Here is a 24,498-nt window from a genome sequence, read left to right on the forward strand (position 1 = left end):
GCGGGCGGCCGGCGGGCGCGGAGCCGTTCACGGCCGGCTGCAGACGGGTGGCCCAGCGATGAACAGGCCTCACTCCGGTGGCCCGGTGGTGGCCAACCGGCCGCATTCCGGCGCGCCCGCTTCCGGCCCGCCCGGACATCCGGTCTCCGGGCAGGCCCGCCCGCCGTATCCGCCGGTCCCGCGGCCGGTCTCGGGGGCTCAGGCGCGTGGTGCGGCGTCCGTGCCGTCCGGGCAGCCCCCGTACAGGCATCCCTCGGCACCGCCGATGCAGCAGCCGATGCAGGGCGGCAAGCAGCCGGAGGGTTCCGGCGGACGGCAGGTGCTGATCGTCCTCGCCGTCGTTCTGGCCCTGCTTGTCCTGCTCTGTGCCGGTGTGATCTCGTTCCTGCTGAAGCAGGGGAACACCGCGATGGGTGGGAGCGGTCCGCGTGCCACGGTCGTGCAGGCGGGCTCGACCGATCCACGGGCGCCGGTGGCGTCGTACCGTCTTACGAAGCAGGCTGCGGCTCCCCTCAGCCTGAACCATGCGACCGAAGGACGACAGACGCTATGACGGCGCAGGCCCGCCTGCTCGGTGGCAGGTACCAGGTCGGCGAGCTGCTCGGCTACGGCGGCATGGCCGAGGTGCACAAGGGCCGTGACCTCCGCCTCGGCCGGGACGTCGCGATCAAGATGCTGCGTACCGACCTGGCCCGCGATGCCACCTTCCAGGAGCGGTTCCGCCGGGAGGCGCAGAATTCGGCCGCCCTCAACCACCCGGCGATCGTGGCCGTCTACGACACCGGTGAAGAGGTGTCGTCGGCCGGCGAGAAGCAGCCGTTCATCGTCATGGAGTTCGTCAACGGCCGGACCCTCAAGGAGGTCCTGGCGGCCGAGCAGCGGCTCCAGCCGCGCCGGGCCCTGGAGACCATCGCCGACATCTGCGCCGCGCTGGAGTTCAGCCACCGGCACGGGATCATCCACCGGGACATCAAGCCCGGCAACGTGATGATCACCCAGGGCGGCCAGGTCAAGGTCATGGACTTCGGCATCGCCCGGGCGCTGGCCAGCGGGGCCACCACGATGACCCAGACCAGCGCGGTCATCGGTACGGCGCAGTACCTCTCCCCGGAGCAGGCGCGCGGCGAGTCCGTCGACGCCCGCTCCGATGTGTACGCCGCCGGTTGTGTGCTGTTCGAGCTCCTGGTCGGGCACCCGCCGTTCGTCGGGGACAGCCCGGTCAGCGTGGCGTACCAGCACGTCCGCGAGGACCCGAAGGCCCCCAGCGACATCAACCGCGAGGTCCCGCCGGACGTCGACGCGATCGTGCTCAAGGCGCTGGCCAAGAACCCGCTGAACCGCTACCAGAGCGCGCAGGAGATGCGGGCCGACGCCCTGCGCGCGGTCGCCGGGCGCCCGGTCATGGCCACCCCGGTGATGTCCGAGGCCGAGACGATGGCGATGTCCGGGCCGCCGATGCGCCAGCAGACGGCGATGACCCGGGCGATCCCGGCCGGCGTGGGCCCGCGTGGCCCGCAGCCACCGGAACGCAAGACGTCGTCCTGGGTGATGGCGGTCCTCGCCGCCCTGGGCGTGCTCGCGGTCGTGGCGCTGGGCATCGGCCTGGTCCTGTCGCAGAACAACGAGGACGAGCCCGACCCGATCGCGAGCGCGGCAGTGCCGAAGGTCGAGGGCCTGTCGGAGAGCGACGCCAAGGCGAAGCTCACCGCGGCGGGCTTCCAGGACGTCGCGGTCGGCGACCCCGTCACGACGGACGACTGCAAGAAGAAGGTCGAGAAGCAGTCGCCGAGTCCGGCCCAGACGGTCCCGGTCAACACGCAGATCACTCTGACCATGTGCGTCAGCCCGGAGGACACCCGGGTGCCGAGCAACCTGCGCGGCAGCAGCCGGGAGGTGGCCGCGGAGGCGCTGCGTGAGGCCAACCTCAAGGCCGACTTCCAGGAGGTCGACAGCGACGCGGAAGGCGGCCGGGTCATCTCGGTCGAGAAAGAGGGCGAGAAGGTCAAGCCCGGCACGACCATCACCGTCAAGATCTCCCGGGGCAACCTGGTCGAGGTGCCGTCGGTGGTCGGCAAGACCGAGGAAGTGGCGAAGGCGCTGCTCCAGCAGAAGGGCTTCACCAACATCGAGGTCGAGCCCTCGAACCAGCAGGGCACGCCGGGTCAGGTCGTCGACCAGACCCCGAACGGCAAGCAGAAGAAGCCCAAGGACACCCAGATCACGCTGACCGTGATCGCCGAGCAGGAACCGAACCCGGACGACTCGGGTTCCCCGGACCCGGACATTCCGAACCCGCCGGGCGGCGACGGCGGCGGCACGGGCACCGGTACGGTCGGCGGCCTGCTCAACTGAGCGACACGGGAAAGCCCGGACACGAACCCGTGTCCGGGCTTTTCTGGTTCTGCGGACGGCTCAGGCGGTCGCGAAGGCAGAGCGTCGGCGGCTCTCCACCTCGGCGGCGAGCTCGGGGGCCCGGTCCAACGCCTCCGGCAGGCCGCAGGAAGCCAGCCAGTTGGCCAGCATGGTGTGGCCGCCCTCGGTCAGTACCGACTCGGGGTGGAACTGCACGCCCTCGATCGGCAGGGTGCGGTGCCGCATCGCCATGACCACGCCGGACTCGGTCCAGCCGGTCACCTCGATCTCCTCCGGCAGGGTCTCCGGGAGCACGGCCAGCGAGTGGTAGCGGGTCGCGGTGAACGGATCGGGCAGACCGGCCAGGACGCCGGTGCCCTTGTGCTGCACCGTGGAGGTCTTGCCGTGCAGCAACTCGGGGGCGCGGGTGACGGTGCCACCGAACGCGGCACCGATCGCCTGGTGGCCGAGGCAGACGCCGAACATGGGCAGCTTGCCCGCGTACTCCTGAATGACGTCCATCATGATGCCGGCGCGCTCCGGCGTGCCCGGCCCGGGCGAGAGCAGCACCCCGGCGGCGCCGAAACCGGCGACGTCGGCCACGGTGATCTCGTCGTTGCGCCGGACCTCGCACTCGGCACCCAGCTGACCCAGGTACTGCACCAGGTTGAAGACGAACGAGTCGTAGTTGTCGATCACGAGGATGCGCACGGGACCACCTAGCTGGCCGACGGGTGGGGGTTGTTGGTGTGCTCGTTGTACGGGATCTCGTCGGGTCCCAGCAGCGAGTCGTCGCCCGGCACCGCGTTCGGGTCCTGCTCGGCCGAGCCGTTCTGCTCGGTGCCCGTGCTGACCTGCACGTCGTCGAACGGCAGCAACGGCGTGGCCCACGGGAAGACGACGTACCAGAGCAGCGCGCCGACCATCGTGACCAGCGCGAGGGAACCGGTCAGCTTGCCCCACAGGCCGAAGGGCAGCTTGCGCCAGATCCAGGAATACATCGCTACCCCCTAGGCCTTCGTCTTGCCGATGTCGGCGGGCCGGCCGGCGCTGGGCAGCGACGCGTCCCGCTTGATCGTGTCGACCAGCTCGGCGTGCACGATGAGCCGCTCGTAGTTGTTGAACTTCGGGTTGCAGGTGGTCAGCGTGAGCATCGCCTTGGTCGCCTTGGCCTTGGGCTTGCCCGGGACCGGGGCCACCACCTCGACGGCGCTGGGCTTGACGACCTCGCTCTCGCTGACCTTGTAGACGTACCAGTTGGTGCGCGTCTCGACGCCGATCACATCACCCGGCTTGAGCTCGTCGAGCCGCCAGAAGATCTTGCGGATCCGGTGCCCGGCCACCGAGAAGTTGCCGATCTCGCCGGGCTCCGCGGTGTCCGGGTAGTGCCCCGGGGCGTACCGGATGTCCTGCGGCCGTACGCCGTTGACAACAACCCACTGCATGCCCAGCTTGGGGATGTAGAGCCGCCCGACCAGGTTCTTCCCGGGCGCGGCCGGCGCGGCCTTGACCGGCGTGCTCGGCGCGACGGTCGGATCGTTCCACTGGTCGTCGAGCTCGGTGGCGAGGGTGTCCTGCTCGTTGTCGACCTTGGCCGAATTGCCGAAAACCTCGTACCCGGCGAACAGCAGCACGATCAACCCGAAGGTGATCATCAGCTCGCCGGAGACCCGGATACCGGACCGGATCCGCGAACCCAGCGTCGGACGGGTCAGCTCGGAATACACGCTCTTGTAACCCTCGTCGGTCTGCTCGGGCCGCAACTTGACGACCTTCTCACCCCGCCGCGGCTTGGCGTCCTCCGCCGCGCCGTCATCGAGATCAGGATCGGCCGCGGCGGCGGCCGCGGCAGCAGCGACGGAAGCGGCACCGACGGTGCCGGACCCGCCGGGCAGAGGGGTACGCACAGAGCTGCTCACATCCGTGGCCGACTTGGAACTGACCTTGGGCCGAACCGAGGGAAGCAGCCCGGTCGGCGCATCCGCGGTGCGAATGATGGCGGTGGCCGACGGGTCCTGCGTCTGGCCGGTGCCCGCGGCGAACAATTCATGACCGTCCTGCTCACGGGCGCTGGGCCTGCTGGCGGGGACGGCTCGGCGCTCGCTGCGAGAACGGAAGGCGTCCGCCACCGAGGGGGTGCCGAGCCGATCCCGCCCGGCGGCGTTCGGGAGCTGCTGGTCCGGGCCGGGAGGCGTCTGGCCGGCTCGGCGACCGAAGCCGTTCGCCGCCTCGGCGTGGCCGGCGTCCTGGGGGTAAGCGTCGGCTGGCCTCGGGTCCAGGCCGTTGGCCCGGCTGAAGCTGTCGGGGTACGTCCGGCGCGGCATGGCCTCGTCAGCGGCTGTCCGGCGCGGGGCGGCTTCCTCCGTGGCGGCGCGGCGTGGCATGGCTTCGTCGGCTGCGGCGCGGCGTGGGGAGGCGTATCCGTTCGCCGGCTGGCCTTCGGGGCGGCCGGATCGTTCGTCCTCGGCGAGTGGGCCGCGGTAGCTGCTGGTCGGGGTCGGGTAGACGTCGTTCTCTTGGCTGTGAGCTGAGCGGCGGCCTGGGCTGCGGGGCTGGTCGAAGGCGTCGGGCGCGTCGCTGGCGGGCCGGACGGCAGCCGCAGCGGACGCCGAGCCGCTGACCGGGCGGAAGTCCTCTGCAGCGTCACCCGGGGACCGCCCGAAGCCGTTTGCGCTGCTCGGTCGCGCGAAGTCACTCGCAGCCGGTGCGCTGCCGTTGGGCCGCGCAAAGTCGCTGGCAGGGAACGCGCTGCTCGGCCGTGCGAAGTCGCTCGCAGCCGGTGCGCTGCCGTTGGGCCGCGCGAAATCAGTGGCTGGGGACGGGCTGCTCGGCCGTGCGAAGTCGCTCGCGGCGGGTGCGCTGCCGTTCGGCCGCCCGAAGTTGTTTCCGCCGGTGGCGCCGCTGACGGGCCGGGCATAGTCACTGGGCGCGGCAACCCCGGTGGAACGCTGACCGTCCACCTCGCGCGGCCGCGCAAACTCACTCACCGCTGGGCCGCCCGCCGCCGGAGCAAAGCCGTTCGGAGCGCTCGGCGCAGCCGCAATCTCCGGCCCCGCAAAGCCACCCCCCGCAGCCTGCGCCGATTCCCGGGCGACCCGAGCCTCCTCAGCCGCAGCCGCGAAGAAATCAAAGCCGGCAGGAGCAGCCGGCGGAGGTACAGCAGCCGCCGCGCTGGCAATCACCGGCGAACTGACGGTCCGGCCCGGAGCATCCGCAGCACGGGCCACCACCGGCGAGCTATCTGTCCGGTCAGCAGCAAGCCCCACCACTGGCACGCCATCGGTCCGGGCCGCAGCCCGAGCAGCCGCAGCCGCCCGAGCAACCACCGGATCAACCGCCCCCGAAGCCGCCTCACCCCGCAACACAGCAGTGTCAGCGGCCGAAACAGCCCCAGCGGCCACACCAGCGACCTCAGGAGCCGCAGGCACCGGGAAGGACGACCCGGGCGACACCGGAGCCTGAGCGGGCACTGAGGGCCCCTGCACGGGCGAAACCGGACCGGTCGGCGCGGCCCAAGGCGCTGCCGGCCCCAAGCTGGGCGGTGGGTCCAGCGGCCCACCGGGTACGCCGTCCGGCGAAGCGTCCGTGATCCGGGGAATGAAGGCCGTCTGCGCGTCGCCGTCGGGAGCGCGGTGCCGACCGGAGTTCGCCGCAGCCTGCTGGGCGTCCGACGCTTCCATCACTCCGTGGCCTCGGCGGATCGGAGGTCACTCGACCCGTCGTACGCCCGCACAGTCACGTTCCTCTCGACGGTTTCCTGATAGCCGAGTCCGAAGTCCGCCACTGCCGTACGGAATTGCTGGACTCCCTCTGCGGACTCCAACGCGCGATGCATCGCCGTGGGTTCGCCGATCGCCGTGATCTTGAACGGCGGCGAGAAGACCTGCCCGTGGAGCAGCAGCGTGTTGCCGACACAGCGTACCGCGCTCGTGGAGATGACGCGGACATCCATGATCGCCATTGCCTCGGCCCCACCTGCCCACAATGCGTTCACCACCGCCTGGACGTCACCCTGGTGGACGACGAGGTCGTCGTTCTCGGGGGCGTCCGTGCCGGTGCCGGTGGTCCGCTGCGGGGAGTCGTTGAGGACGACCGTGACGCCGGGGCCGTGTAGGGCGGTGAAGCCCGCGCCTCCGCGCATCGCGTCTGCGCGCTGCCGGGCCCGCTTGACCGGTTCGTCGACGTCGGCCAGCCGGGCCGCGTCCTGGTCGACGGCCGCGCGCAGGTCAGCGGCCTTTTTCTCGCGGTCCTCGAGCCGGCTGCGCTTGTCCGCGATGAGCTGGGCGAGCTGCGGCCGGCGGTCGTCGCGCAGGGAGGTGCCGTCCGCCGTTGTCGCCGATGTGGTGAACAACAGACCGGCCGCCAGTCCGATCAGTGGGACCGCGACCGACCATCCGCGCTGCCGTTGACCCCTGCGGCGGGGACGTAGTCCACCAAGGGCTCGTCGCAGGACAAGTCGCCACGAGGGCGCCCCCGTGGTGTACTCCACGTCGGTTGTCCTCCCTGGCTCGGCCGAAAAACGCACCGGCGGGTGCCTGTGCGCGCGCCGCCTTGACTACGCTAGCTATCGAACAGTATTCGCCACGGGCAGCTTTCGGGGTCCCCGGAGCCGCTCAGGGGTGGGTTGTTCACCACTTGTTGCCCTCAGGAGAGCACCGTGCCGAAGTCACAGGTTCGAAAGAAGAAGGTCTACACCCCGCCGACGGACATTCGTCCGTCCGGGACGGCGGCGTCGAAGAAGCCGAGTCCGGTGTGGCTGCCGATCACGGCGGTCGCGCTGATCGTCTTCGGCATCTCCTGGCTGGTGGTGTACTACCTCTCGGAGCAGCAGTACCCGGTCGAGGCGTGGCGGTATTGGAACCTCCTCGTCGGTTTCGGCTGCATGGTCGCCTCCCTGGGCATCCTCTCCCGCTGGCGCTAGTGCCGCTCCTACCGCGCGGCCTCCGGCCGGGCGGTAGCGTGATCAGCGTCTGATTTGTCCGACAGCGCACCCCGGCGTCCGAGCCGCGGGGTGCGCTGTCGACTGCGTTCCGCCAGGCGACTGCAACACCTGCCCGGACTGCCGCTCGCATTCTGATTACTCGTGGGTAACATAGGTCGGCGGGCCAGCTGACTCCAGGAGGCACAACCACATGGGCACAGTGCAGATCGTCGCCACCGTCCTGGCGGGCGTCGTCACCCTCGTCGCCGTGGTCCTGGCGGTCCGGGCGGTCATGCAGATGACCGCGGTGATCCGGCTGGGCCGGCCCGACCCCACCCGCTCCGGGGACAAGGGCGCCCGCACCCGCACGATGCTGGTTGAGACCCTCGGTCACACCCGGATGCTGAAGTGGACCGCGGTCGGTGCGGCGCACTGGTTCGTGATGGTCTCCTTCATGATCCTGTTCCTGCTGGTGGTCGAGGCCTACTTCGAGGTGGTCGACCCCGAGGGCGGGCTGCCGATCATCGGCCACTGGACGATCTACGGCCTGGTCACCGAGTGGATCGGCGTCCTCGGCCTGCTGGGCATCCTCTACCTGATCTACCGGCGCCAGCGCGACAAGCGCAAGAAGGTCTCCCGGTTCACCGGCTCCACCATGTGGCAGGGCTACTTCGTCGAGGCGATCATCGTCGGCGTCCTGATCTGCGGCTTCCTGATCCGCGGGTTCAAGGTCGCCAACGACACCTTCGAGTACGCCGCCTGGGCCACCCCGGTCAGCCACGGCGTCGGCGCCCTGCTGCCCGCCGCGGCCGACGGACCCACCTGGGTCGCCCTGGTCAAGATCTTCATCTCCATGGGCTGGCTGATCACCATCGCGCTGAACGTGACGATGGGCGTGGCCTGGCACCGCTTCCTGGCCTTCTTCAACATCTTCTTCAAGCGCAGCCCGGAGAAGCCCGCGGGCTCCGGCCTGGGCGCGCTCAAGCCGATGATGAGCGACGGCAAGCCGCTCGACTTCGAGGAGGCCGACCCGGAGAAGGACCAGTTCGGCGTCGCCCAGGTCGAGCAGTTCACCTGGAAGGGCCTGCTCGACTTCTCCACCTGTACCGAGTGCGGCCGCTGCCAGTCGCAGTGCCCGGCGTGGAACACGGCCAAGCCGCTCTCGCCCAAGCTGCTCGTCCTGTCGCTGCGGGATCACGCCTACGCCAAGGCGCCCTACCTGCTCGGGGGCGGCGGCAAGGACCTGACCGGCGAGGAGAAGGCCACCGAGGCCCAGCTCGCGCACATGGACGTGCTGGCGCTCGCCGAGGGCAACCGGCCGCTGATCGGCACCGAGGCCGAGGGCGGCGTGATCGACCCGGACGTGCTCTGGTCCTGCACCACCTGCGGGGCCTGCGTCGAGCAGTGCCCGGTGGACATCGAGCACGTCGACCACATCGTCGACATGCGCCGCTACCAGGTGCTGATCGAGTCCAGCTTCCCGGCCGAGGCCGGCGTCATGCTGCGCAACCTGGAGAACAAGGGCAACCCCTGGGGCGCGCCGCAGAACACCCGCGAGGACTGGACCAAGGGCCTCGACTTCGAGGTGCCGCGGGTCGGCGAGACCGAGGACTTCGACTACCTGTTCTGGGTCGGCTGCGCCGGCGCCTTCGAGGACCGGGCGAAGAAGACCACCCGGGCGGTCGCCACGCTGCTGCACGAGGCCGGCGTCAATTACGCCATCCTCGGCGAGGGCGAGACCTGTACGGGTGACCCGGCCCGCCGGATCGGCAACGAGTTCGTCTTCCAGATGCTGGCCCAGCAGAACGTCGAGACCCTGCAGGAGGCGAAGGTCAAGCGGATCGTCGCGACCTGCCCGCACTGCTTCAACACGCTGGGCAACGAGTATTCGCAGCTGGGCCTCGAGGTCGAGGTCGTGCACCACACCCAGCTGCTCGCGCACCTGGTCAAGGAGGGCAAGCTCACGCCCGTCCAGCCCATCGAGGGCGACGTGACCTACCACGATCCCTGCTACCTGGGCCGGCACAACCGGGTCTTCGACGCTCCCCGCGAGGTGCTGGGCGAGGCGGCCAACCTCGTGGAGATGCCACGCAACTCCGAGCGGTCCTTCTGCTGCGGCGCCGGCGGTGCCCGCATGTGGATGGAGGAGAAGATCGGCAAGCGGATCAACGTGGAGCGCACCGAGGAGGCCCTGGCGACCGGCGCGAAGACGATCGCCGTGGGCTGCCCGTTCTGCTACACGATGATCGGCGACGGGGTCACCGGCAAGGGCGAGCAGGACAACGTCGAGGTCGTCGACGTGGCCAGCGTGCTGCTCCGTTCGATCAAGGGCGACAAGGCACCCGCCTAGGCCGGCTAGGAGGTCGCCGCGCTCACGGCGGAGGCGGCGACCACCGCGACGATGACCGCGGTCTGGATCTCCTCGACGGTCTGCCGGACCGCCGCGGCGGTCGCGTCGCCCGCGGAGATCTCGCGGAGCCGCTCGTCGACCCGCTTGCGGTCCAGCGTGCGGAAGACCTTGCGGTCGAGGTTGGTCGCGCCCACCAGGGCACAGAGCGCAGCGGTACGCGGCTCGACCGGCCCGGCTCCGGAAACGGCGGCGGTCAACCGTTGCCGCGCCTCCGTCTCGGGCACCGGCTCCACGCCGTTCGGGGCCGGATAGCGCGTCCGCGGGAAGACGAACAGCACCTTGTCCTGCTCCCGGGTCAGCACGCCCTGGTCGACGAGCCGGTCCAGGGCCGGCTTGCGGGCGTCGGTGAACTTCTTGACCCAGTGGGCGGGCTTGCGTGGCTTGTCGTCGGCCACGATCCGGTCCAGGGCCTGATCCACCAGCGGGTCACCGGTCGCGGTCGGGTCCAGGACCACGACTTTCTTGTCCTCGACGCTGATCCGGCCGCTGATGGCCAGCTCCAGCAGCAGGGCGCCGCCCAGGCCGTGGTCGAGACGGACGCTGTCGGTGTCGGGCACGCCGTCGTCGCCGTAGGCGAGCAGCACGAACTCTTCGGCGAGGTTCATGATGCGACCGTATCCGGGCGGCCGGCGGCAGAGGTGACCCGCGGCACCGGACACGAGCGCCCGCGGGATGCCGCGTTCCGGCACAATGAGGGCCGAGGTGAACCGATCATGGACGGCCCGCTCCTGACGACGGTGCTCCCGTTGGCGGCTTTCGCGTTGCTCACGGCGGGCAACGCGTTCTTCGTGGCAGCCGAGTTCGGCCTGGTCACCGTCGACCGGGCGGAGATCGACAAGCGCGCCGACGAGGGTGACCGGCGCGCCCGTACGGTGCGGCACGCCCTGCATGAGCTCTCCTTCCAGCTCTCCGGCACCCAGCTCGGCATCACTCTCACCGCCCTGCTGACCGGCTATCTGGCCGAGCCCGCGCTGTCCCGGATCTTCCGGCCGGGCATCGAGCCGATCGCCGGGGGCGCCACCGAGACCGTCACCCACGTGCTCTCGCTGGTGCTGGCCACGATCGTCTCGATGCTCTTCGGCGAGCTGGTGCCGAAGAACGCGGCCCTGGCCCGGCCGATGCGGGTCGCGCTGGCCACCGCCGCCCCGCTGCGCACGTTCTCCAAGCTCTTCAAGTGGCTGATCGGCGCGCTCAACGGCTCGGCGAACTGGCTGGTCCGCCGGCTGGGCATCGAGCCGCAGGAGGAGCTGGCCAGTGCGCGTTCGCCGGAGGAGCTGGGTCTGCTGGCCGCGATCAGCGCCCGGGCCGGTGCGCTGCCCACGGAGACGGCGACGCTGCTGCGCCGCACGATCCGCTTCGGCGAGAAACGCGCGGCGAAGGCGATGACCCCGCGCGTCGACGTGGTCGGGCTCAAGACCACCGCGAGCGTCGCGGACCTCATCGTCGCGGCCCGCGAGACCGGCCACACCCGCTTCCCCGTGTACGAGTCGACGCTCGACCTGGTCGTCGGCGTGGTCGGGGTGTCCGACGCCCTCGGTGTCCCGCCCGAACGCCGCGCCTCGACCGCGGTGTCCACGGTCGCCCGCGAGCCCGTCTTCGTGCCGGAGAGCCTCGACCTGGACAAGGTGCTGGCTGCCCTGCGCGCCGCGGACGCGGACATGGCGATCGTCGTGGACGAGTACGGCGGCACCGACGGCGTGGTCACGGTGGAGGACCTGGTCGAGGAGCTGGTCGGCGAGATCGCTGACGAGTACGACGTGGACTTCACCGACGCCGGCAGCGCGGAGCTGACCGCGCCCGGCGACGACCGGAAGTTCCTGGTCGACGGGCTGCTGCGGGAGGACGAGGTGGCCGAGCAGACAGGTTTCCGGCTGCCCGAGGGCCCGTACGAGACGCTCGCCGGCTTCCTGCTCTCCCGGCTGGGGCACATCCCGGTCGTCGGCGAGTCGCTCGAGGACGACGGCTGGGAGTTCACCGTCATCGAGGTCGACCGGCACCGCATCGAGCAGGTCCGGGTCGTCGCGCCGCCGGAGAGTTCCGATGACTGAGCTGCTGGTCACGGTCGTGCTGCTGCTCGGCAACGCGCTCTTCGTCGGTGGTGAGTTCGCGCTCATCGCGTCCCGGCGTACGGCTCTCGAACCGCTCGCCGCCACCTCCCGGCCGGCCCGCTGGGCGCTGTCGGCGATGAATCAGATTCCTCTGATGATCGCCGGCGCCCAGCTGGGGATCACCATCTGCTCGCTCGGCCTGGGCGCGATCGCCGAGCCCGCCCTCGCGCACCTGCTGGAGGGTCCGTTCGGCGCGATCGGGATGCCCGAGAACGCGATCCACCCGGTGGCCTTCGTGCTGGCGCTGGGCGTGGTCGTCTTCCTGCACACCGTGGTCGGCGAGATGGTCCCGAAGAACATCACGCTGGCCGGCCCGGAACGCTCGGCGCTCGTGCTGGGCCCGTTCATGTTGGCCTTCTGCACCGGGACCAAGCCGCTGCTGGTCGCGATGCGCTGGGCCTCGCGGATGGTGTTGTCGCTGTGGAAGATCGAGGCCACCGACGCGGTCAAGACGGTGTTCACCGCCGAGGAGCTGGCCGGGATGGTCACCCAGGCGCGGGCCGAGGGCCTGCTCGGCACCGAGCAGTACGCCCGGATTCACGCCGCGCTGGGCCTCAACGACCGGACCGCGGCGGACACCCTGCAGCCCTGGGCGGGCGTGACGACGGTCGCCGACGACGCGTCGCCGGCGACCATCGAGGCGGTGGCGACCCGCAGCGGCCGGTCGCGGCTGCCGGTCGTGCAGCGCGAGACCCGGCGGGTGCTGGGCTTCGTGCACGTCAAGGACCTCCTCGGGTACGAGGGAGCGCAGCGCAGCCTCCCGATGCCCGCCGAGATGATCCGTCCCCTGGCCGTGGTGGCCCCGGACCGCACGCTGGCCGACCTGTTGCTGACCATGAGACGCGACCGCCGGCACATCGTCCTGGTGAGTGACGGGCGCCGGCCGCTCGGCGTGATCGCCCTGGACGACGTGCTGCACGCCGTGATCGGGGAGCCCTCCGTTCGGCCGACCACGTAAGGGTGCTTTAGCCCACATTTACGCGCAAACGGAGTTTGAACACGCTAGTTAAAGCGGCGATCCGGACAATAACCGCATGTTCGACTCTCGACGGTCCCCGCGAGGCGCACGCCGGCGCGTCACCCCCCTCGGCGCGCTGGTAGCGACCGCCGCCCTCGGCTCCGGCCTGTTCGCAGCGCAACTGGTCCACCCCGGCACCACCGAGCCGCCCCGGATCAGCCCGCAGTACGTCGCTCTCCAGCCGCGCCCCTCTGGCGGCGTCCTCACCCCCACGAACCCCGGCTTCGCCGCCGTACCCCAGACAGGTGGACGGATCGGAGTGGCCAAGTCCCCGGTCACCGTCCGCTACACCTTCGACGGTGGAGTGAATCAGCCCCTGACCGACACCCACGGCGCGTACGCATTGCGGGCGCTCGCCCAGAATGGCGGCACCCTGAGCCTGGTCCCGCAGGGCAACGGCCTGGCCGTGCAGTACCCGACCCGCTGCACCCTGGCCCGCGAACGGCAGTGCCCGAGGGCGATCCTCGAAGGCTTCCGCGAGGACGCCCTGAACCCCGGCACCCGCCCGATGCGCTACGGAGCGTCGATCATGATGACCCACCGGGACCTGGCCGACGGCGCGAACGTCTTCCAGAAGGGCTACTCGGTCGGTGGGGTGAGCCAGTTCAAGCTCCAGGTGGACCACCGGCAGGGCCACCCGAGCTGCGTGATCGCGGGCCGCACCCAGATCTATCGGGCGGAACCCCTGATCGACGTGGCCGACGGCCGCTGGCACAACCTGATGTGCGCCCGGACCAAGGACCGCCTGACCCTGACGGTCGACGGCCTGGAACGCGCCTGGGTCCGCCTCCCGGCAAACCTGTCGATCGCGAACGCGGAACCGCTGCGGGTGGGCGGCAAGGGCGCGGGCAAGGGCAACGACCAGTTCTCCGGCCAGATCGACAACGTCTTCCTGACCATCGCCTGACGGACCAGGTCTACTCCAGCAACGAGTCGTCGATCTCGCGCTGATCCGCGGCCCGGTCCCGTTCGTCCTGCTGGAGCCGGCGCTCGTCGATGTTCGACAACGCCTGGTTCAGCTGGACTTCCTGGTCGTGCAGCTTCGCTTCGCGCGCGGCGAGCCGCCGCTCCCGTGCACCGAGCCGGGAATGATGTCGCTGGGAGAGCAGCTCCTGGCCATCGAGCTTGCGGGTGCGGCGCTCGAGGTCCGCGTCACGCGCGTCGGCGTCGTACTGCCGATCGGCGAGCTGCGTCTCGCGCTTCTTCAGCGAGCTCTGCCGTTCCCGCAGCCCGTCCATCATCTGCCGGGCCTCGGTGTCCCGTACCTCCGCGTCGACCTCTCGCTGATCGTCGCGGGACCCCCCCGGGAGGAGGAGCTGACGTCATCGCCTGCCACCCCGGAATCGTAAGGCCGCCGCGTCGCTCAGCGCCACGAGTCGGTCAGGAAGACCACCTGGTCACGTGGGAAGCCGGCCGATCGCCGCGACCTCGACGCGGTCGGCTGGGCAATGCCACACTGCCCGCCCGTGGACCTCAATCGCCGCGAGCGGATGGCTGTGCGGATGGCGCGGGCAGAACGGCCAGTTGGTGGGCCGGCCGAGCGTCCACAGTGCCTCAACCGCCCACTCCTGCACCTGGTCAGCCAGCTCGGCGACCTGCTGAGCCGGCGGCCGTCCGAGCGTGATCGAGATCCCCTGCCCGGACCCGTCCTGGGCGTAGAGGAAGGCGCTGGCGGTGCCGGGGAAATCGTTCCACGCCTGGTCGCGAAGCTCGGGAAGAACGCCTCCGGGCCGGGCGAGGTCGGCCAGGATCGGGACCAGGGCGGCGGTCAGCTCAGCGTCCATGGAGTCAGTCTCCTACCCGTAGGCCGAGAACAGGCGAAGGCTCGGGCCATCACCACTGGCCCGAGCCTTCGTCTCGACCACGAGCTGGAGCTATCCCCGGCCACGCTGTCATCCCGATCTTAGGGCGCAGGTATCCACGTCGATAAACGGTCGGTCCTGTGATCGATCCGGAGGGCATGACGCCCGTGTACGTGCAGGTAGCGGACGTCATCGCCGCCGGAATCGCCCGCGGCGACCTGGTGCCCAACCGCCCGATCCCGAGCGAGACGGCGATGGTGCAAGAGTTCGGAATAGCGCGAGGCACCGCGCGCCGGGCGGTCGAGCTGCTCCGGGAACGCGGCCTCGTCAGCGGAGTAACGCAAGATCCGTATTGCCCTCGACCGTGTCCCAGGGCCTGCGGTCAATCGCTTACGCGTGCCGGCCGTCCAGATGGAGAAAAGCCGGCCAGCCACTCCGCGTGCTCCCGCATGCGGACCAGGTCATCGGGGAACCAGCTGTCCCACGAGTGATCCAGGCTCATCCACGCGGCCGGCTGACCGGGCTCGGCCCGCAGCGGAACCGCAGGATCAGCGATCGCGGCATAGGACAGCCCCAAGGTCGCCGGCTTGTCGGGATGGTAAGAGCGGACGCTGACGGCAGCCGGCCGATCGAAAAGATCGACATCAACCCCGGTCTCCTCACGCAACTCACGACGCGCTGCCTCACGGGGCGCCTCCCCGGGCTCGACCTGCCCGCCCGGCGGAACCCAACCCCGCCACGGATGCTGCACCAGCAGAACCCGGGACAGGTCCGCGTCGAACACCCAGACCTCGGCCCCCAACGGATCCGCCGGACTGGCACCAGCGGCAGCCACCCAGCCCGCGACGTCGTCATATTCGACCCGTGCAGCACCAACATCGCCCAACGCGGCCGCCAGCGACCGCCGCTGCAACTCGTCACGACTCATGCCCGCAACCTAGCGAGGGGGTATGACATCGCCGCCCACGATCTCAGCGCCACGAGCCGGCCAGGAAAGCCACCCGATCGTTGGCCGACTCGTACGCCATCATCGGCGGGTAGCTGTCGAAAGCTCCCTCGGCGTATACGAGCACGGACTTGCCAGAGCTGCACCAACGGTGCGCAGGAACCGGCAGAAGGCGTCCAGCCTCTCCTGGCCCTGGATCTCATACAGGCTGACATCGCTCACGACCTCGTCGGGAGCCCACGGTCGGATGATCCACTCCAAGTCGGAGTCGGGCCAGACCCACACACTCCGCAGCAAGCCCTCCAGGTTTGGACCGAACAGCTCAGCGGCTGCTGCCGGCAGCGGTCGCCGCTCGTCGCCGACCTGGTACTCACACCGCCAACCCTCGGACCGGATGAGCCCCAACAACGCTTCCCAGTCCGCGATCGCGGTACCAGGCACCACGACGTCAGGGGCGCTCCCGTTCTGCGACGGGTCGAACCACTCTGCGACGTCGACCCACCGGATGATCTCCACCCGAGCGATTCTCCTGCCACGCCTCCCACTGAGTAGAGGCAACGGCACGACAGCAAGTGATGGTGCGCCAAGATGACGAACGCCTGGCTCGGCATCAGCCGTGACCAGGCTTCGTACGTGGAGCGGGTGACGGAATCGAACCCGCACTGTCAGCTTGAGAACCGTACAAGATCGCCGGGTCATCCCGTCGGAGTGCAGATCAACATGGGGAATGCCAAGCTCGCGTAGTCCGCACCTAGAAATGTCGTTAGTCGCCACTCAACTTTCGACAGTGCTTTACCGGCCGAGGCGGTGCTCAATTTGTGCCCGATGACCTTGAGGAGCGCGGCCTGGCCAAGTGAGGCTGCTCGGGGTGACGGGCGACAGGCGTCCGATCTTCCGGCGTTCCTTCGCGTTGTCGGCCGGCTCAATTCGTACTGATGGCTGTAGTGCGGATCCCGCGCCTGCCTGGTGGTCGTGAGGTCCAGACGGGGCGATTACGCGTGGCTGCGGCTGGGCGGCCGGCGTCCAGTCCGGAGCCGGGTGACCGGTTGACGGTGTGACCGGTCGATGTGGTCATTGACGGTTGTCTCATCGTCCGGGTGATCGACGGGTGTGGGGATTGTTGTGTCGGCGCGGGTGCATCAGTGTGGAGCAGTTAGCCACGATGCGGGGTGGTGGGTGGATGTTGCGGCTTGAGGTGTTGGATTTCGCGGGGCCGACGCGGTGGCGGTGGCGGCTGACCGACGCTGATGGCGGCCGGTTTCTGGCTGATCATGTGGTGGAGTTGGATGCCCGGGAGTGGCAGTACGAGGCGTTCACCGCGTTGGATGAGTATTTGTTGTGGCATGCGGCGCCGGATCGGCGGTTGGCCGGTGAGGCGCAGTTGACGGCGCAGGTGGGGGCGTGGATCGGGGAGCAGGTGCTGGGCCCGGTGGGGCCGGCGTTGGTGAAGGCCCGCCAGCCAGTACGGCTTGAAGTGCCGGCCGCGGCGGAAGTGTTGGCCTACCGGCCGTGGGAGCTGGCCGCAGTGAACGGTCGCCCGTTGGCGATGCAGCGGGTCACGGTCGTCATCGACCAGGTCGGTGGTGAGGTGTCGGACAAGGTCCCGGTGGGTGAGCGGCTGCGGATGTTGGCGGTGTTCAGCCTGCCGGAGGATGCGTCGGCGTTGAATCTGCGTCGGGAGCGGTATGCGTTGGCGCAGTTGGTGCAGGAGTTCGCGGCGGCCAATGGCCGGGCGGTGGAGTTGCGGGTGTTGCAGTACGGCGCGACCCGGGCCCGGTTGGAGGATGTGCTGTTGGAGGAGCCGGGCTGGGACGTGCTGCATATTTCCGGCCATGGGCTGCCGGCTGGGCTGTTGTTGGAAGACGATGCCGGCCGCCGGGATCTGGTCTCCAGTGCGGAGTTGGTGGATCTGCTGGATCTGACTGGTGAGCAGTTGAAGCTGGTCACTTTGTCGACGTGTGAGTCGGCGGCGGTGACCGCGGCGGAGCATCTGCGCCTGCTCGGTCTGCGCCCGCCGGCCGCCGGGAACGGTGCCGGCGGGCAGGGAACTGACGGCGCCGCGTCTGGCGTCGGTTCTGAGCAGTCGGAGGGGTCGTTGCCGGCGGTGGCTACCGAGTTGGTGCGTCGGCTGGACTGTGCGGTGCTGGCGATGCGGTTTCCGGTGGTGGATGATTTCGCGATCGCTCTCGCGGGCTCGTTCTACGGGCTGGTGTTGGGTAAGGGGCAGCCGGTGGCTCGGGCGTTGGGCCTGACGATGCCGCGGGTGGTGCAGGATCCGCCGACAGCCGGGGCGCCGGCGTTGTCGGTGACGACGCCGGCGTTGTTCGGTGCCCGGGCCGCCGATCTGAGGTTGGATGCGCCGCCGGGGCAGCCGGTGGTGTTCCAGGCTGAGCAGCAGAAGCTGGCCCGGTTCGATCCGCAGCCGGCGCGGTTCGTGGGCCGGGTGGGGCCGATGACCCGGGCCACCGCCGTCCTGGCCCCGCGTAGCGGCCGCAGCGGGGTGTTGTTTCACGGGATGGCCGGTGCCGGGAAGACCGCTTGCGCGTTGGAGTTGGCGTACACCCACGAGGACGGGTTCGCTCGGCTGGTGTGGCATCAGGCCCCGCCGGAGGGCCACGACATCACCGCCGCGCTGACCGGCTTCGCCCTGGATCTAGAAGGGCAGCTGCCCGGGATCCGGTTGGCGCATCTGGTGGATGACGTCACGGCGCTGCGTGGCTTCCTGCCGGCGCTGACCGAGTTCCTGGAACGCCAGCGGGTGCTGCTCGTGCTGGACAACCTGGAGTCGCTGCTCACCGACACCGGCGGATGGCGCGACCAGCGGTGGCAGTTGCTGATCGATGCGCTCACCGGCCACGGTGGCCTGTCCCGGGTGGTGTTGACCTCCCGCCGCCGGATCGCCTCGCTGCCGGCGGGGGTTCTGGTGGAGCCGGTGCACGCGCTGTCGTTGACCGAGGCGGTGCTGCTGGCCCGGGAATGGCCGCACCTGCGCGCCCTGCTCGACGGCGCCAGCTCTGGCTCTGGTCTGGACGAGCGGCAGACCCGAGCGTTGGCCGCCCGCACCCTGGCGGTGGTGCAGGGTCACCCGAAGCTGATCGAGTTGGCCGACGGGCAGGCCAAGGATCCGGCCGCGCTGCAGGCCCGGCTGGAGGAGGCGGACCAGACCTGGCTGGACACCGGCACCCGCCTGGACGCCTTCCTCCACCACGGGCAGGCGTCCGCCACCGGCGAGGACTATCTGCGGGTGCTCGACGGCTGGACCCGCGGCACCACCAGCACCCTCCCGGACGGCTCGGCGACCTTGTTCGGCCTGCTGTGCTGCCTGGAACAAGACGACCGCATGGGCCTAGTAGTCGAGGACAACTGGGCCGACCTGTGGAAGCGGCTCGGCAAACCCGGCCCAACCCCGGACGTGGAGGCTGCCCTGGCCCCGCTGCTGGAGCAAGCCTTGGTCGCGGTCGACCGGAACCCGGACACCGGCCGGCCCCTGCGATTCCATCTGCATCCCGGCGTCGCCGAGGCCGGCCGCACTACCGCCGGCCCCGATCTGGGCACCGCCGTGGACATCGAACTCGCCGCCTACTGGCTGATTCTCTTGAACGCTGCTCGGGAGCGGGAGGGGGAGGAGCTGGGCTCGCTGGTCCGCCGAGCGGCCCTGGCCGCCGCCCCCTACCTGATCCGGCAACGCCAGTGGCAGCAGGTGCTGTACCCGATCGAGACGCTCCTGTTCCGGGACCAATCGCCGGGGACCGCGGCGGCGGTGCTGCCGCTGCTGGACAAGGCCCGCGAGGGCGGCCGCGGCACCGACGTGGAACTTGAAGCGGGGCGGCTCCACGCCCAAGCCATGGCGTACATCCGCCCCCATGACGCCGCCACAGAGATGCGTCACCTGCTCGACACCGCGGTCATCCGCCAGGACTTCCCGACGGCCTCGCTGGTCGCGTCGGACCTCCTCAACCACCACCGCAGGCGGGGTCGCTTTGACGAGGCACTCAGCCTTGCCGAGGACAAGAAGGAGTACACCCGTCGAGCCGGATGGGGCCCGTGGACCCAGCTCGGCGACGAGGGGCGGCGGCTGCAGATCCTCACCATGCAGGGAAACGCCGAGCAGGTACTTGCCTCCGTGGAACAGCTCCGCCCGGCGATGGCTGCCCTCCCCGATTCCTCCGATATGCCCGAGGCCACAGCCCCCTGGAACGTCCGGGAAGCAATCTTCGACCTCGGCCGGGAGGCAGCACGGCGCCTCGGCCGGTGGGAGCGGGCGCTGGACCTCAATGCCGAACAACTCGCCTCCCTAAGGGGGCGGGGGGCCAGCGACGCCGACCAGGCCTTCTCTGCGTTCAACGACTACGGGCCGCTGCTTCGGCTAGGCCGGGTCGGTGAGGCCCGGACCCTGCTGCAACGGTGCCGGACCGTCTTCGCCGCCGACCACAACGTCACCGCGCTGGGCAAGGTCTTGTCCGCGCTGGCCGACCTGGAGGACGAGCTGGGTCACGGCGGCCCGGCGATCGAGCTGTGCAAGGACGCCCTGCGGCTGGGCTACACCGCCGACGATCCGGACGGTATCCAGGTCAGCCACGCCAACCTCGCGATCTACCTGAACCGGTACGGCGGCGAGCAGCAGCAGGTGTGGGCCCACCGCCTGGCCACTGCGGTGATCGACTATCAGACGGGCGACGGCGATCTAACGCAAGACGTCCGCGCCCTCACCCGACTGCTTACCCGGGACGAGGCGCCGCCCCCGACAGCGTTCGCCGACGTGTGCCGCATCGTCGACCAGGTCGACGGAGTGCATCTGGCCGACCTTGTGGCCCGGCTACCCGCCCGCGCCCCGGATGGACAGGCGGCGATGGACGAGGTGCTCCGCCAGGCCCGCACCCTGTCGTCGGAGGAGGTCTTGGAGCTGCAACGGCACCTGACCTGGTGGGAACCTGTGATCGCCGCCCTGGTTGCCGCCGATCGCGGTGACTCCGACGCGGCCGCCGTCGTCGAGCAGGTCTTCACCACCCGCGGCGAGCAAAGCGACTGGCGGCGGCTGGTCGCGGTGCTGCGCCGCATCTCCGCCGGCGACCACACGCCAGCCCTGGACGGGCTCGACCCGATCGACACCGCCGTAGTACGTCGCCTCCTGGACGCCCTCGCCGGCACCGTCGCCATCGACCTCAACGCCTGGCACACCCTCACCAACCCCAACGACCAGGAGAACGCGCTCACTGGGTTCATCGAGGCCACGGTCCTGGCCGCCGGCGGCGACCCCGACGCCCGCGCGCAGCTCGCACCGGTCCTCGATGATCTTGCCGCCGACCCACAAGGGGCGACGTTCGCCGCGGTACTACGCCACATCCTCGCCGGCGACCGCGACCCCACCCTGCTCGACGAGCTCGACCCCGCTACCGCCGCGGTGGTCACCGTGATCCTGGACCGGCTCACCGCACCCATCGCACCACCGCTCGCCGATCCGCCCACCCCGCCCGCCACCCCGGAGGACACGTGACGGATCCCACCCTCACCGACCAGATCGGCGCCCTGCCCGACGCCCGCTAACGGCCGAGTCCGCGACGGTGCCGATTCTCGGCGGACCGCCCCGCCCAGCGCGCCGCTGACTCCAGCCGGCCCACCACGGCCGCGACGCGGCTTGCCCCTTGGATAGCACGCGGCTCTGTTCCGAGCCCCTGAACACACGGAAGCCCTGGCGGACCATCGGTCCTGACCAGGGCTTCCGTACGTGGAGCGGGTGACGGGAATCGAACCCGCACTGTCAGCTTGGGAAGCTGATGTTCTGCCATTGAACTACACCCGCGAGCGGCCCCACTGTACCCGATTGCCGGGCTTGGTGGCGGAGCCGCCCCGAGTAGGCACCGGCCGGACCTGGTGCGGCCCAGCTCCCTCCCGAACCTGGCAGCGCCCCGCGACGCAGAGCGGTGGCCGGCCGGTGCCTACGACCTTGCGGCGGCGACCAGGGGGCGGCCTAAGTTGGCGGCCGGGTCGCGCCACGATCGGGTGATCGGGGGGTATCGCAGGGTCATGGCCAGGGGCAGGGCGCCGGCCGGGCCGTGGCGGCGGAGCATGGCTGTGGTGATGTCGAACTCGAACAGGCGCCAGTCGACCAGGGCGGAGGCGCGGAGGGCTTCCGCCAGGCGGTTGATCACGGCCGGGTCGGTCACCGGGTGGGCGTGGCCGGTCACGTACGCCTCGTCGTCGCTTTCCTCCGGTGGGTACGAGTGCAGGGCGTAGCGGCCGTCGCGCTCCAGGTCGCGGCGTTTTGCCGAGTTGACCACGAAGCAGTAGAGGCCTTCGTCGGTGATGACCGGGGACACGGGGTGCACGCGGGGCCCGCCGTCGGCGCGGACTGTCGCGAGGTAGCCCATGCCGGGGCCGTACTGCTGGAGCAGTGCGCGGACGGCCGCGGCGAGCTCGGGCTCAGCCGCGGCGAATTCGGACCAGGAAGCCATGCGAACATCATATCGAACATATGTTCTAGTCGACCACTGAACACGCACCCCAATGCCGGTCGGTATGGTGTGCCGATGCTGCTCTCCGACCGTGACCTGGTCTCCGAGATCAAGTCGGAAAACCTCGCTCTCGAGCCGTTCGCGCCGGAGCTGATGCAGCCGTCCAGCATCGACGTCCGGCTGGACCGCTTCTTCCGCGTGTTCAACAACCATCTGTACACGCACATCGACCCGGCCGAGCAGCAGGACGATCTGACCGCCGAGGTCGAGACCGCCGACGGCGAGGCGTTCGTGCTGCACCCGGGCGAGTTCGTGCTGGCCTCGACGCTTGAGGTGATCACGCTGGGCGACCAGCTGGCCGGGCGGCTGGAGGGCAAGAGCAGCCTGGGCCGCCTCGGCCTGCTGACCCACTCGACCGCCGGCTTCATCGACCCGGGCTTCTCCGGGCACGTGACCCTGGAGCTGTCCAATGTGGCCAACCTGCCGATCAAGCTGTGGCCGGGCATGAAGATCGGCCAGCTGTGCATCTTCCGCCTGTCGTCCCCGGCGGAGCACCCCTACGGCTCGGCGGTCTACGGCTCGCGCTACCAGGGCCAGCGCGGCCCGACCCCGAGCCGCAGCTACCACAATTTCCGCACCTGGCCGACGACCTGACAGAGCAAGATCAAGGCCATGTCGTGCCTGGTTGCATGTCACTGGCCGTCGCTCCCGCCGAGAACGGGCGAGGGCGGCCAATCGCCTGGCGGCTCATGAACGGCCACCCTCACCCTGCCGGCTGCGTGCTCGCAAGACCGGTCAAGCGTCAGGGAGCTGCGTCAGCACCGACGAGCCGGCCATGACCCACGCGCCCCACACCTCGACGATCTTCCCGTCGGCGATCCGGTAGACCGCGAACTCCTGCGTGTCGATCGCCCGGCCCGTCGGCATGTGCACGCCGGTGTCAGTGAAGTGGGCGGACAGCCGGTCGCCGTCGACCAGCAGATGCCGTACCTCCCACCGGTAGTCGGGGAACGGCTCCACCATGGCCCGCAGCCCCGCGACGTACCGGTCGAAGCCCTGGTCGATGCCGTTGATCCGCACCTGGGGATCGACGAACTCGGCCAGGTCCGCGAACCGGCGATCGTTGCAGCACGCCAGGTACCGCCGGTAGAAGTCGCGCACGGCGTCGCTGTCCACAACCCCATCCTGGCCCACCGTGGGTGGACTCGCCCGGTGGGCAACCAAGCGCAGCGATCACGGGAGAGTGCAAAAGGGCAGGCCAACGCGACCCGGTCGCATCGTCGGGGCGCGTTCGGCCCGGAATGGTGCCGGATGATAACGCCTCAAACTCACTACAATGCCCAAATGATCCAAAACGGTACGATCTTCCGCCTCACCACGCGTCGCGTACTCGCCGCCGCTCTGGTGATGGCCGCCTCGGGCGCGCTTGCCGTGAACGCGCAGCCGGCCAGCGCCTCGTCGCACCAGCCTTGCAAGATCGAGAAGCACAGCACCATCGCCGGCATCACCAAGGTCGGTACGGCCACCGCCACCGTCGTCACCGACGGCGTCAAGCTGACCACCGCCCGGTCCAGCAACGCCGACAAGGTGTCGTGGCGCAGCTCCTTCAAGCCGGTGGCGGCCAGCACGGTCACCGAGATGAGCTACGAGACCGTCAAGCTCGACACGACCGCCGGCGACAACAACACCGTCAACGACGCCGCGCTGCCCTCGTACCACGTCTTCGTCAAGACGGCCGCCGGCGAGGGTGTGCTCATCTTCGAGCCGTACTACTACCTGGGCTCGATCGGCGCCGGCAACCCGCAGCGCAAGGTCCGCACCGAGTGGAACGTGCTCGACGGTCCGCTGTGGACGTCCTCCACCACGATCACCGGCCTGCCCAAGACCGCGGGTGGCCCGGCCACCAAGACCTTCGCGCAGGTCGTCGCCGAGAACCCCCGGATGACCGTCACGGGCATCGGCTTCGGGCTCGGCACCTACAACGCCGGAGTGACCGCCGTCCTCGACGAGCAGCGCTTCGCCACCGCCCGGCAGTGCACCGAGCACCAGTGGTCGACCGGCTTCCGGTCCGGCGGCTGGTGGCACTAAGCATCGGCAACTGACGCAACGGCCGGGTCCCGCGAGGACCCGGCCGCGCGCCCGTCCTCGTACGATTGCCGCGAGCTATCCGCGGCTGAGAGGACACCACCGTGTACCTGATGATCTCGACCTATCGCGCCCCGCTCGAGCAGGTCGACGAGGCCCGGACCGCACACCTCGCCTTCGTCGACGAGCTGCAGCGGGCCGGCGTACTGGTCTCCGCCGGCCGCCAGGACCCGCCGGTCGGTGGCATCCTGCTGCTGGACGTCGAGTCCGAGGCCCGGGCGCATGAGCTGCTGGCCGACGACCCCTACGTCCGCCAGGGCCTGGCCGACTACGCCGCGACCGGCTGGCAGCCCACCCGCGGCGTCCTCGCCGACTGGAAAAGCCCGACCGCCTGACGCAAGCCG

Annotated in this window: 22 protein-coding genes, 1 tRNA gene and 1 pseudogene; 12 read left to right on the plus strand and 12 right to left on the minus strand. The window is 70.0% G+C overall.

Annotation, left to right across the window (positions count from 1 at the left end; translation table 11 throughout):
* Positions 1-265: 265 nt before the first annotated feature.
* Together AB0C29_RS01720 and pknB are read left to right on the plus strand one after the other, a co-directional pair.
* Positions 266-553: a hypothetical protein gene (locus AB0C29_RS01720; protein ID WP_360813940.1), complete on the plus strand. Its 288-nt coding sequence runs from the start codon at positions 266-268 to the stop codon at positions 551-553.
* On the plus strand, positions 550-2,352 hold the full coding sequence (pknB, locus tag AB0C29_RS01725) for a Stk1 family PASTA domain-containing Ser/Thr kinase (protein WP_360813942.1): 1,803 nt from the start codon (positions 550-552) through the stop codon (positions 2,350-2,352). Before AB0C29_RS01720 ends, pknB begins: the two co-directional genes overlap by 4 nt.
* Before the next feature lie 60 nt (positions 2,353-2,412).
* On the opposite strand, the gene AB0C29_RS01730 is transcribed toward pknB, so the two are convergent.
* The 4 genes from AB0C29_RS01730 to AB0C29_RS01745 all read right to left on the minus strand — a co-directional run bounded on the left by AB0C29_RS01730 (position 2,413) and on the right by AB0C29_RS01745 (position 6,841).
* A complete protein-coding gene (locus tag AB0C29_RS01730; protein ID WP_360813944.1) occupies positions 2,413-3,063 on the minus strand; it encodes an aminodeoxychorismate/anthranilate synthase component II in 651 nt (216 codons plus the stop codon).
* Between the two features lie 8 nt (positions 3,064-3,071).
* Positions 3,072-3,353 carry a hypothetical protein gene (locus AB0C29_RS01735; RefSeq protein ID WP_360813946.1) on the minus strand — a complete coding sequence of 94 codons (282 nt, stop codon included), beginning with the start codon at positions 3,351-3,353 and terminating at the stop codon, positions 3,072-3,074.
* A 9-nt stretch (positions 3,354-3,362) separates the two neighbouring features.
* The gene (locus tag AB0C29_RS01740) at positions 3,363-4,736 is read right to left on the minus strand and encodes a class E sortase (RefSeq protein ID WP_360813948.1); all 1,374 of its coding nucleotides are present in this window, start codon (positions 4,734-4,736) and stop codon (positions 3,363-3,365) included.
* A 1,295-nt stretch (positions 4,737-6,031) separates the two neighbouring features.
* Positions 6,032-6,841, minus strand: coding sequence for a DUF881 domain-containing protein (locus AB0C29_RS01745; protein WP_360813950.1), 810 nt, complete (start codon positions 6,839-6,841; stop codon positions 6,032-6,034).
* A 168-nt stretch (positions 6,842-7,009) separates the two neighbouring features.
* Between AB0C29_RS01745 and AB0C29_RS01750 the strand changes: the two genes are divergently transcribed.
* Both AB0C29_RS01750 and AB0C29_RS01755 read left to right on the plus strand, forming a co-directional pair.
* Entirely contained in the window at positions 7,010-7,273 is a 264-nt protein-coding gene (locus AB0C29_RS01750; RefSeq protein WP_360546788.1) for a cell division protein CrgA, read from the plus strand.
* A gap of 211 nt (positions 7,274-7,484) precedes the next feature.
* Entirely contained in the window at positions 7,485-9,623 is a 2,139-nt protein-coding gene (locus tag AB0C29_RS01755; protein ID WP_360813952.1) for a (Fe-S)-binding protein, read from the plus strand.
* A 5-nt stretch (positions 9,624-9,628) separates the two neighbouring features.
* Here the strand turns inward: AB0C29_RS01755 and AB0C29_RS01760 are convergent, their stop codons facing one another.
* Entirely contained in the window at positions 9,629-10,288 is a 660-nt protein-coding gene (locus AB0C29_RS01760) for a GPP34 family phosphoprotein (protein WP_360813954.1), read from the minus strand.
* 108 nt (positions 10,289-10,396) lie between these two features.
* Between AB0C29_RS01760 and AB0C29_RS01765 the strand changes: the two genes are divergently transcribed.
* The 3 genes from AB0C29_RS01765 (at position 10,397) to AB0C29_RS01775 (ending at position 13,716) form a co-directional block, all read left to right on the plus strand.
* Positions 10,397-11,731 (plus strand): hemolysin family protein, encoded by a 1,335-nt coding sequence (locus AB0C29_RS01765; protein ID WP_360813956.1) that lies wholly within the window; start codon positions 10,397-10,399, stop codon positions 11,729-11,731.
* The gene (locus tag AB0C29_RS01770) at positions 11,724-12,749 is read left to right on the plus strand and encodes a hemolysin family protein (RefSeq protein ID WP_360813958.1); all 1,026 of its coding nucleotides are present in this window, start codon (positions 11,724-11,726) and stop codon (positions 12,747-12,749) included. The genes AB0C29_RS01765 and AB0C29_RS01770 overlap by 8 nt, the downstream gene beginning before the upstream one ends.
* A 76-nt stretch (positions 12,750-12,825) precedes the next feature.
* On the plus strand, positions 12,826-13,716 hold the full coding sequence (locus AB0C29_RS01775; protein WP_360813960.1) for a LamG domain-containing protein: 891 nt from the start codon (positions 12,826-12,828) through the stop codon (positions 13,714-13,716).
* Between the two features lie 10 nt (positions 13,717-13,726).
* On the opposite strand, the gene AB0C29_RS01780 is transcribed toward AB0C29_RS01775, so the two are convergent.
* Positions 13,727-14,050, minus strand: coding sequence for a hypothetical protein (locus AB0C29_RS01780; protein WP_360813962.1), 324 nt, complete (start codon positions 14,048-14,050; stop codon positions 13,727-13,729).
* A gap of 156 nt (positions 14,051-14,206) precedes the next feature.
* Positions 14,207-14,593, minus strand: a complete 387-nt coding sequence (locus AB0C29_RS01785) for a hypothetical protein (protein WP_360813964.1) — start codon at positions 14,591-14,593, stop codon at positions 14,207-14,209.
* A gap of 158 nt (positions 14,594-14,751) precedes the next feature.
* Here AB0C29_RS01785 and AB0C29_RS01790 point away from each other — a divergent pair.
* Positions 14,752-14,940 (plus strand): annotated as a pseudogene (locus AB0C29_RS01790) (GntR family transcriptional regulator); the annotation flags it as partial.
* Between the two features lie 53 nt (positions 14,941-14,993).
* Here the strand turns inward: AB0C29_RS01790 and AB0C29_RS01795 are convergent.
* Both AB0C29_RS01795 and AB0C29_RS01800 read right to left on the minus strand, forming a co-directional pair.
* Positions 14,994-15,539 (minus strand): NUDIX hydrolase, encoded by a 546-nt coding sequence (locus AB0C29_RS01795; RefSeq protein WP_360813966.1) that lies wholly within the window; start codon positions 15,537-15,539, stop codon positions 14,994-14,996.
* 99 nt (positions 15,540-15,638) lie between these two features.
* Positions 15,639-16,073: a hypothetical protein gene (locus AB0C29_RS01800; protein ID WP_360813968.1), complete on the minus strand. Its 435-nt coding sequence runs from the start codon at positions 16,071-16,073 to the stop codon at positions 15,639-15,641.
* A gap of 667 nt (positions 16,074-16,740) precedes the next feature.
* Here AB0C29_RS01800 and AB0C29_RS01805 point away from each other — a divergent pair.
* Positions 16,741-21,051, plus strand: coding sequence for a CHAT domain-containing protein (locus AB0C29_RS01805; RefSeq protein ID WP_360813970.1), 4,311 nt, complete (start codon positions 16,741-16,743; stop codon positions 21,049-21,051).
* A gap of 232 nt (positions 21,052-21,283) precedes the next feature.
* On the opposite strand, the gene AB0C29_RS01810 is transcribed toward AB0C29_RS01805, so the two are convergent.
* Both AB0C29_RS01810 and AB0C29_RS01815 read right to left on the minus strand, forming a co-directional pair.
* Positions 21,284-21,357 (minus strand) — tRNA-Gly (locus AB0C29_RS01810).
* Positions 21,358-21,493: 136 nt separating this feature from the next.
* Entirely contained in the window at positions 21,494-22,009 is a 516-nt protein-coding gene (locus tag AB0C29_RS01815; RefSeq protein WP_360546808.1) for a pyridoxamine 5'-phosphate oxidase family protein, read from the minus strand.
* A gap of 75 nt (positions 22,010-22,084) precedes the next feature.
* Here AB0C29_RS01815 and dcd point away from each other — a divergent pair, with 75 nt between their 5' ends.
* Positions 22,085-22,663, plus strand: a complete 579-nt coding sequence (gene dcd / locus AB0C29_RS01820; protein ID WP_360813972.1) for a dCTP deaminase — start codon at positions 22,085-22,087, stop codon at positions 22,661-22,663.
* A gap of 141 nt (positions 22,664-22,804) precedes the next feature.
* On the opposite strand, the gene AB0C29_RS01825 is transcribed toward dcd, so the two are convergent.
* Positions 22,805-23,185, minus strand: a complete 381-nt coding sequence (locus AB0C29_RS01825; protein ID WP_360813974.1) for an ester cyclase — start codon at positions 23,183-23,185, stop codon at positions 22,805-22,807.
* 168 nt (positions 23,186-23,353) lie between these two features.
* On the opposite strand from AB0C29_RS01825, the gene AB0C29_RS01830 reads away from it, so the two are divergent.
* Positions 23,354-24,097 (plus strand): hypothetical protein, encoded by a 744-nt coding sequence (locus AB0C29_RS01830; RefSeq protein ID WP_360813976.1) that lies wholly within the window; start codon positions 23,354-23,356, stop codon positions 24,095-24,097.
* A gap of 110 nt (positions 24,098-24,207) precedes the next feature.
* On the plus strand, positions 24,208-24,489 hold the full coding sequence (locus AB0C29_RS01835) for a YciI family protein (RefSeq protein ID WP_360813978.1): 282 nt from the start codon (positions 24,208-24,210) through the stop codon (positions 24,487-24,489).
* Positions 24,490-24,498 lie beyond the last annotated feature (9 nt).

It is taken from the genome of Actinoplanes sp. NPDC048791 (assembly GCF_040650095.1).
GTDB lineage: Bacteria > Actinomycetota > Actinomycetes > Mycobacteriales > Micromonosporaceae > Actinoplanes.

What these genes read in the sequence shown, in the direction of transcription:
- AB0C29_RS01795 (WP_360813966.1), bottom strand. Translation starts at nt 15,539, where the DNA reads ATGAGTCGTGACGAGTTGCAGCGGCGGTCGCTGGCGGCCGCGTTGGGC.
- AB0C29_RS01755 (WP_360813952.1), top strand. Translation starts at nt 7,485, where the DNA reads ATGGGCACAGTGCAGATCGTCGCCACCGTCCTGGCGGGCGTCGTCACC.
- AB0C29_RS01835 (WP_360813978.1), top strand. Translation starts at nt 24,208, where the DNA reads ATGATCTCGACCTATCGCGCCCCGCTCGAGCAGGTCGACGAGGCCCGG.
- AB0C29_RS01785 (WP_360813964.1), bottom strand. Translation starts at nt 14,593, where the DNA reads ATGGACGCTGAGCTGACCGCCGCCCTGGTCCCGATCCTGGCCGACCTC.
- AB0C29_RS01765 (WP_360813956.1), top strand. Translation starts at nt 10,397, where the DNA reads ATGGACGGCCCGCTCCTGACGACGGTGCTCCCGTTGGCGGCTTTCGCG.
- pknB (WP_360813942.1), top strand. Translation starts at nt 550, where the DNA reads ATGACGGCGCAGGCCCGCCTGCTCGGTGGCAGGTACCAGGTCGGCGAG.
- dcd (WP_360813972.1), top strand. Translation starts at nt 22,085, where the DNA reads ATGCTGCTCTCCGACCGTGACCTGGTCTCCGAGATCAAGTCGGAAAAC.
- AB0C29_RS01735 (WP_360813946.1), bottom strand. Translation starts at nt 3,353, where the DNA reads ATGTATTCCTGGATCTGGCGCAAGCTGCCCTTCGGCCTGTGGGGCAAG.
- AB0C29_RS01740 (WP_360813948.1), bottom strand. Translation starts at nt 4,736, where the DNA reads ATGCCACGCCGCGCCGCCACGGAGGAAGCCGCCCCGCGCCGGACAGCC.
- AB0C29_RS01775 (WP_360813960.1), top strand. Translation starts at nt 12,826, where the DNA reads ATGTTCGACTCTCGACGGTCCCCGCGAGGCGCACGCCGGCGCGTCACC.
- AB0C29_RS01830 (WP_360813976.1), top strand. Translation starts at nt 23,354, where the DNA reads ATGATCCAAAACGGTACGATCTTCCGCCTCACCACGCGTCGCGTACTC.
- AB0C29_RS01720 (WP_360813940.1), top strand. Translation starts at nt 266, where the DNA reads ATGCAGCAGCCGATGCAGGGCGGCAAGCAGCCGGAGGGTTCCGGCGGA.
- AB0C29_RS01780 (WP_360813962.1), bottom strand. Translation starts at nt 14,050, where the DNA reads ATGATGGACGGGCTGCGGGAACGGCAGAGCTCGCTGAAGAAGCGCGAG.
- AB0C29_RS01770 (WP_360813958.1), top strand. Translation starts at nt 11,724, where the DNA reads ATGACTGAGCTGCTGGTCACGGTCGTGCTGCTGCTCGGCAACGCGCTC.
- AB0C29_RS01815 (WP_360546808.1), bottom strand. Translation starts at nt 22,009, where the DNA reads ATGGCTTCCTGGTCCGAATTCGCCGCGGCTGAGCCCGAGCTCGCCGCG.
- AB0C29_RS01760 (WP_360813954.1), bottom strand. Translation starts at nt 10,288, where the DNA reads ATGAACCTCGCCGAAGAGTTCGTGCTGCTCGCCTACGGCGACGACGGC.